This window comes from Actinomadura sp. BRA 177, assembly GCF_013372625.1.
GTDB lineage: Bacteria > Actinomycetota > Actinomycetes > Streptosporangiales > Streptosporangiaceae > Spirillospora.
In genome coordinates this window covers 1-6,725 of sequence record NZ_JABXFD010000398.1, presented here as the reverse complement: position 1 = coordinate 6,725, position 6,725 = coordinate 1, and the positions used below count along the sequence as shown (strand labels likewise).

8 protein-coding genes and 1 pseudogene are annotated in these 6,725 nt (G+C 69.8%); 8 read left to right on the top strand and 1 reads right to left on the bottom strand.

Annotated features, from left to right (window positions below; genetic code table 11):
- Positions 1–430 precede the first annotated feature (430 nt).
- From rpmH to HUX53_RS23730, 5 genes and pseudogenes are all read left to right on the top strand, one after another.
- Positions 431–568 carry a 50S ribosomal protein L34 gene (gene rpmH / locus HUX53_RS23750; protein ID WP_067628126.1) on the top strand — a complete coding sequence of 46 codons (138 nt, stop codon included), beginning with the start codon at positions 431–433 and terminating at the stop codon, positions 566–568.
- A gap of 13 nt (positions 569–581) precedes the next feature.
- Entirely contained in the window at positions 582–950 is a 369-nt protein-coding gene (gene rnpA / locus HUX53_RS23745) for a ribonuclease P protein component (protein WP_176405438.1), read from the top strand.
- A pseudogene (gene yidD, locus HUX53_RS41440) lies at positions 947–1,249 on the top strand (membrane protein insertion efficiency factor YidD); the annotation flags it as partial. The gene rnpA and the pseudogene yidD, both read left to right, overlap by 4 nt.
- Positions 1,250–1,406: 157 nt before the next feature.
- A complete protein-coding gene (yidC, locus tag HUX53_RS23735) occupies positions 1,407–2,456 on the top strand; it encodes a membrane protein insertase YidC (protein ID WP_176405436.1) in 1,050 nt (349 codons plus the stop codon).
- Between the two features lie 37 nt (positions 2,457–2,493).
- On the top strand, positions 2,494–2,979 hold the full coding sequence (locus HUX53_RS23730; RefSeq protein ID WP_176405435.1) for a R3H domain-containing nucleic acid-binding protein: 486 nt from the start codon (positions 2,494–2,496) through the stop codon (positions 2,977–2,979).
- A 185-nt stretch (positions 2,980–3,164) separates the two neighbouring features.
- On the opposite strand, the gene HUX53_RS23725 is transcribed toward HUX53_RS23730, so the two are convergent.
- Entirely contained in the window at positions 3,165–3,629 is a 465-nt protein-coding gene (locus tag HUX53_RS23725) for a DUF6458 family protein (protein ID WP_176405434.1), read from the bottom strand.
- Between the two features lie 187 nt (positions 3,630–3,816).
- Between HUX53_RS23725 and rsmG the strand changes: the two genes are divergently transcribed.
- The 3 genes from rsmG (at position 3,817) to HUX53_RS23710 (ending at position 6,634) form a co-directional block, all read left to right on the top strand.
- Entirely contained in the window at positions 3,817–4,494 is a 678-nt protein-coding gene (rsmG, locus tag HUX53_RS23720) for a 16S rRNA (guanine(527)-N(7))-methyltransferase RsmG (RefSeq protein ID WP_309237399.1), read from the top strand.
- A 338-nt stretch (positions 4,495–4,832) separates the two neighbouring features.
- Positions 4,833–5,648, top strand: coding sequence for a ParA family protein (locus HUX53_RS23715; protein ID WP_176405439.1), 816 nt, complete (start codon positions 4,833–4,835; stop codon positions 5,646–5,648).
- Positions 5,645–6,634 (top strand): ParB/RepB/Spo0J family partition protein, encoded by a 990-nt coding sequence (locus tag HUX53_RS23710; RefSeq protein ID WP_176405432.1) that lies wholly within the window; start codon positions 5,645–5,647, stop codon positions 6,632–6,634. The genes HUX53_RS23715 and HUX53_RS23710 overlap by 4 nt, the downstream gene beginning before the upstream one ends.
- Positions 6,635–6,725: the final 91 nt, after the last annotated feature.

Genomic DNA, 6,725 nt, shown 5'->3' with positions numbered 1-6,725 from the left:
TGTGTGCGGTATGCGCGTGGTGTCTGCGAAAGGAGTACGAAAGAGTTTTTGTTGTGTCAAGCAGAGGACGGCATACGAGACAGGAGGCCGTCTCGGGGGCGCGGAGATGTGTATAAGGGCCAGCGCAGGAGCGGTGAAGGGTTGGGACTGGGTGCGTGCTCGGACGCAAATGGTCGCGCGAGCTCGCGCGCGGCTCGTGCGTCCATGCGGTGAGGTCGTCCGGCCATTGGTGTGGAGGGGTGCTCCGTTTGACCGGGCAGCCGGGGAGCCCGTAACGTGCTGAGGTCGAGTCGCATCGACGGAGATGCCGCGTGCCCGCCGGCAGCCCCTCCAGGCGAGTCCGGGTGGGCCCCCGCTGCGGGGGACCGGACGCGGCCCTCGACGCGACCTATCGAGCCTTTCGGAACCGACCGCAGCACTGGAGCCTCAAGTGAGCAAGCGTACTTTCCAGCCGAACAACCGTCGTCGCCACAAGAAGCACGGCTTCCGGCTGCGGATGCGCACGCGCGCCGGCCGCGCGATCCTGTCCGGCCGGCGCGGCAAGGGCCGCGCCCGCGTCGCGGTCTGAGCCACCCTGCACTGTGCTGCCGTCCGGCAACCGGATGCGGCGGCGGGACGACTTCACGTTGGCCGTCCGGCGCGGTCGCCGCGCCGGACGGCCGACTGTCGTGGTTCATCTGCTCCGCCCGGACGACGCACCGGCGGCGGACGTCCCGCCGCTGGTCGGGTTCATCGTGGCGCGCACCGTCGGCAACGCCGTCGTCCGGAACACGGCGCGGCGCCGGCTCCGCCACCTGATGCGCCCGCACCTCGACCGGCTCCCAGCGGGTAGCCTGCTCGTAGTGCGCGCCAACCCCCGCGCGGGTGAGGCGCGTCCAGACGAACTGGCCGCGGATCTGGAGTCGGCACTCGACCGGCTGCTGCGGCCCGCGTCCAAGGGGCGAAGATGAGGAGTCGGCAGGGGACCGCGTCCCCCGCACAGCACGAGACGGGCCGGCGTCCCGGTCCCGTCGCGACCGTGCTGATCCTTCTCATCCGCGCCTACCGCCGCTTCTTGAGTCCCCTGCTCGGGCAGCAGTGCCGTTTCCACCCGACCTGCAGTGCGTACGGCCTGGAGGCGCTCCAGGTGCACGGGGCGCTGCGCGGCACGTGGCTGACGGCCCGCCGGATCGCGCGGTGCCACCCCTTCAATCCGGGGGGTTACGACCCGGTGCCGCCGAAGAAGACGTCCGGAAAGCCCCCTTCCGGGGAATCCGGGGAGTCCGCTGGTTCGTTCTCAGAGGGACCGTCCGTCTTCTCCGGGGATTCCGAGGGGACGACCCCTCCCCAGCGATCCGCGGCGGCCTCCTCGAACTCCGGCCGCGAGGAGAGCGGCCACGCCCTAGCAGAGCCCAAGGAGCTGCCCGGTGCTTGATTGGTTGTACGAGATCGTCTCTCAGCTCATCGTGTGGATTCACACGGGGCTCAGTACGGTCGTCCCCAAGGACAGCGGATGGGCGTGGGGCGGTTCGATCATCCTGCTGACCGTCCTGCTGCGGCTCATCCTCGTCCCCCTCTTCGTGAAGCAGATCCACGCTTCGCGGAAGATGCAGGAACTGAACCCCAAGGTCCAGGCGCTGCGCAAGAAGTACAAGAACGACAAGCAGCGCATGAACCAGGAGGTCATGAAGCTCTACCAGGAGAACGGCGCCAACCCGCTGTCGGGCTGCCTGCCGCTCCTGGTGCAGATGCCGATCTTCATCGGGCTGTTCCAGACGCTGAAGCGGATCTCGGACGCCAAGCCGGGGCAGAGCGTCTTCGCCGTCTCGTCCGACCTGGTGGCGAGCGCGCAGAACGCCAACATCTTCGGTGCGCACATCCCCGACACGTTCCTGAACGCGTGGGGCGCCGACCCGAAGAGCTGGACGGCGATCGTCGTCACCGGCATCGCCGTGGTGATCAGCTCCGTCACGACGTTCTTCACCGTCCGGGCCAGCATGAAGCGGCAGCCCGTCACCGACGACGCCAACCCGATGATGCAGGCGCAGAAGATGATGGTGTTCTTCGCGCCGCTGTTCGGCCTGTTCGGTCTCGGCTTCCCGCTGGGCGTCCTCATGTACTGGGTCACGTCCAACAGCTGGACGCTGGCGCAGCAGCACTACATCTACAAGAAGTACCCGCCGCCCGGCACCAACGGCGAGGCCACGACGACCACCACCGCGAAGGCCGGCACCAAGGCGGGCGGTGCGAAGGCGGCCGGCACGAAGACGGGTGGTACGAAGGCGGGCGGTGCGAAGACGGCGGGCGCCAAGGCCGCCGCGTCGAAGAACGGGCAGAGCCCGTCCGGCGCCAAGGCGAAGACGAGGCTGAAGAAGGAGCCGGAGCCGGCGCCCGAACCTGAGGAAACGCCGAAGACCGTGCGGAACCAGCCGACCCGCAAGCCGCGCAGCAAGCGCAGCGGTACCCAGAAGCGCTAGTTTGATCCCCGAGCACGTGCCGGATAAGGAGACCCCGTTGAGCCAGACCGACACCACTGAGGTCGACGTCCAGGCGCTCGAGCAGGAAGGCGAGATCGCCGCCGACTACATCGAGGGCCTGCTGGACATCGGTGACTACGACGGTGACATCGACATGGACGTCGAAGGCGAGCGCGCGATGGTCGCCGTCGTCGGTGCCTCACTGGACGAGCTGGTCGGCAAGCGCGGCGAGGTCCTGGAGGCGCTGCAGGAGCTGACCCGGCTGGCCGTCCACCGCCAGACGGGCAACCGCACCCGCCTCATGCTCGACGTCGGCGGCTACCGGGAGCGCCGGCGCGCCGAGCTCACCAAGCTGGGCACGGACGTCGCGGACGAGGTCCAGCAGGCCGGCGAGTCGAAGCCGCTCGCCCCGATGACGCCGTTCGAGCGCAAGATCGTCCACGACGCGGTGGCGGCCGCCGGCCTGCGCAGTGAGTCCGAGGGCGAGGAGCCCGACCGCTACGTCGTCGTCTACCCCGCTTGACCGTCCGATCCGGGCGACCGGATCACCTTTCTTCCCGACCGGCCCCGCTGCCCACCCGGCAGCGGGGCCGGTCGCCTTTCTGCCTCGGCGGACGCGGGAGGGCCCCGCGCCCTGGCCGGCGCGGGGCCCCTGGAGCTCGGTGTGCACCGCCGCCCAAGCACACCGAGCGGGTACCCGAGTCCGTGTTATCGGCGAGCGGTGCGCCGCCACCTGCGGCGCGGCGGGATGCGGTCACCGGAGTCCACGACGGACGGCCGGTTCTCCTCCGCCGGGTCCTGGGCGTGCGCGGGATCCTGGGCGAACGCCGGGTCCTGCGCGACGTGGCCGTGCGTCACGCCCTCGTCCGCCGGGTGTTCGATCACCCGTTCGACTCGCTCGGCCGGACGTCCGATGGGGGCGGGGTCCTCGATGATGTGCTCTTCGCGGACGACGGTTCCGGGCTCGTCCCCGTAGGCGGGGTCGGCGCCGACGACTCGGCCGGCCTGGCGCCGCGGCCGCGTGTACTTGTAGGTGAAGGCCATGCTGGCCAGCCCCACCAGAATCAGGATCCAGCCGACCAGGTGGATGTCGATGCCACTGAGGTCGACGCGCAGGGCGAACGCGAGGATCGCGCCCACGGCGATGAATGCGAGACTGACTCCGATTCCCATGTGTCGGAGCTCCTTCCGGGGGGACGGTCGGGCGACACAGCACCCCTACCCGGCGGGTCTCGAATATGCCGTGGGGTCATGTGGTTCTTGCCATAACGCAAGGGTCCGTCCGCCCCGACGCCCGGACTTATCCACAGGGACGTTTCGCGGGTACGCGGCCGCCCCGTCATGTGGAACGATTCGTCTGGTGGGGATTGCACGTGAGGTATTCGATGAGGCGCTGCCGGTCGCGGAGCGGTATGCGGCGTTCCTCGGGGACGCCGGGGTCGAGCGCGGGCTCATCGGGCCGCGCGAGGTCGACCGGCTCTGGGAACGCCACCTGATCAACTGCGCGGTGGTGTCCGAGGCCGTCCCGGCGGGCGCGCAGGTCGTCGACATCGGCTCGGGCGCGGGGCTTCCCGGCATCGTCCTCGCGATCGTCCGGCCCGACCTGCGGATCACCCTGCTCGAGCCGCTGCTGCGCCGCACCACCTTCTTGGACGAGTGCGTCCAGATGCTCGGCCTGGAGAACGTCGAGGTGCGCCGGGCCCGGGCCGAGGAGGTGACGAAGGAGTTCTCGGTGGACGTGGCCACCGCGCGAGCGGTCGCGCCTCTCGAACGCCTCGCGAAGTGGGCCCTTCCGCTGCTGCGTCCGGGCGGCGAACTCCTCGCGCTCAAGGGCGAACGGGCCCAGGCCGAACTGGACGAGGCGGAGCCCGTCCTGAAGCGGCTCGGGGCGCGCTCGACGGAACTGCTGCAAGTTGGGCGCGGTATGGTCGACCCGCCGACAACACTCGTCCGTGTGGTCGCCGGCCGAGGTGAGGTTGTCGGGCGACGACAGCGCGCCCCCCGGCGTGCCAAAGGGTCGAGGAAGAGGTCTTCATGAGCACGGGACCAGGACTGGGCCGGCCTGACCGCGCCGACGAATCCCCCGACGAGCAGCCGTCCGGCCTGGGCGGATCCGGAGCGGACGAGGGCGCGCAGGCGCCGTCCGCCGGTGGGACGCAGGGAGTCCCAGGCCCGGGGACCACGCCCTCCGGGCACGCGATGTGGAGTAACACGACGTCCGGTACCGCGGAGAACGTCGGATACGTTCCGACGAACGCCGGCGCGCATCCGCCGGGGCCGCGCAAGGGACCGAATCAGGGGGAGTCAGAACTCGTGCGCGAGGCGCTCAAGGACGCCAAGGTTTCACGTGAAACAGCGGTCAACGCACTCAAGGCCATGTCGGGCCGCAGGGAACGGGAGTGGCCGCGGCCGGACAGATGCCGCGTCATCACCATCGCCAACCAGAAGGGCGGCGTGGGCAAGACCACCAGTTCGGTGAATCTCGCCGCGTCCCTCGCCATGCACGGCGCGCAGGTGCTCGTGGTCGACCTCGACCCGCAGGGGAACGCGTCCACCGCGCTCGGCGTCGAGCACCATGCGGAAGTCCCGTCGATCTACGACGTGCTGATCGAGGACATGGCGCTCGCGGACATCGTCGTCAAAGCGCCGGAGATCCCCAACCTGTACTGCGCGCCCGCGACACTCAACCTCGCGGGCGCCGAGATCGAACTCGTCTCCAAAGTGGCCCGTGAGTCACGGCTTCGGCGGGCGCTCGATGCCTACGAGACCGAAAAGTTCGACTATGTGCTGATCGACTGCCCGCCGTCCTTGGGCTTGCTCACCGTGAACGCGCTCGTCGGCGGGGACGAGCTGCTGATCCCGATCCAGTGCGAGTACTACGCGCTGGAGGGGCTCGGGCAGCTGATCCGCACCGTCGACCTCGTCAAGGCGCACCTCAACCAGAAACTGAAGGTGTCCACCATCCTGCTCACGATGTACGACGCCCGGACGCGGCTCGCCGCGCAGGTGGCCGAGGACGTCCGGAACCACTTCGGCAACGTCGTCCTCAACACGGTGATCCCCCGCAGCGTGCGGGTGTCGGAGGCCCCGAGCTACGGGCAGTCCGTCATGACCTACGACCCCGGTTCGAGCGGCGCGCTCGCCTACAGTGAAGCGGCCTCGGAGATGGCCCACGGAGGAGCTGTCCAGTGAGCCAGCAGCGACGCGGTCTGGGCAAGGGGCTCGGCGCCCTCATTCCCACCGCTCCGCCCCCGCCGACGGCGGACGAACCCGGCAGTGCGGGAGAGCCGGGATTCCCGGGCGGTGCCGTCCCGAACGGCGCCGCCGCCCCCGGACCGGCTCTCGAACCGGTCGCCGGCGCCCATTTCGCGGAGCTGCCGGTCGGGTCCATCACGGTCAACCCTCGCCAGCCGCGTGAGCATTTTGACGAGCAGGCGCTGCAGGAGCTCGCCGAGTCGATCGGCATCGTCGGCCTGCTGCAGCCGATCGTGGTCCGCAAGTCCGATTCGGACTCGCACGACTACGAGCTGATCATGGGCGAACGCCGGTGGCGGGCGTCCCGGATGGCCGGGCTGGACGTCATTCCGGCGATCGTCCGCGACACCGGTGACAACGACCTGCTCCGTGACGCGCTCATGGAGAACCTCCACCGCCAGCAGCTCAACCCGCTGGAGGAGGCCGCCGCGTACCAGCAGCTGCTGCAGGACTTCGGCGCCACCCACGAGCAGCTCGCCGGACGCATCGGGCGGTCGCGTCCGCACATCACCAACACGCTCCGGCTGCTGAACCTGCCGCCTGCCGTCCAGCGCCGGGTGGCCGCCGGCGTCCTGTCCGCCGGCCACGCCCGCGCCCTGCTCTCCCTCGACAGCATCGAGGCTCAGGAGCACCTGGCCCAGCGGATCGTCCAGGAGGGCCTCTCCGTCCGCGCCCTGGAGGAGATGATCGCCCTCCGCGAGGTCGAGGACGAGCCGAAGGCCCCGCGCCAGGGCCGCCGGAAGAAGCCGGTCGCCCCCGGCCTGAAGGAGTTGGCCGACCGCCTCTCCGACCGCTACGAGACCAAGGTCCGCGTGGACATGGGCCGCAACAAGGGCAAGATCGTGGTCGAGTTCGCCACCCTCGAAGACCTGGACCGCATCATCAAGTCAATGGCCCCCGACGACGGCACAGACAACGCCTAACACCGCCCGCGCCCCGGAAGCCACCCGCCTCCGGGGCGCGGGCGGTGTTAGGCGTTGTCTGTGCCGTCGTCGGGGGCCATTGACTTGATGA

What these genes read in the sequence shown, in the direction of transcription:
- HUX53_RS23715 (WP_176405439.1), top strand. Translation starts at nt 4,833, where the DNA reads ATGTCGGGCCGCAGGGAACGGGAGTGGCCGCGGCCGGACAGATGCCGC.
- HUX53_RS23725 (WP_176405434.1), bottom strand. Translation starts at nt 3,629, where the DNA reads ATGGGAATCGGAGTCAGTCTCGCATTCATCGCCGTGGGCGCGATCCTC.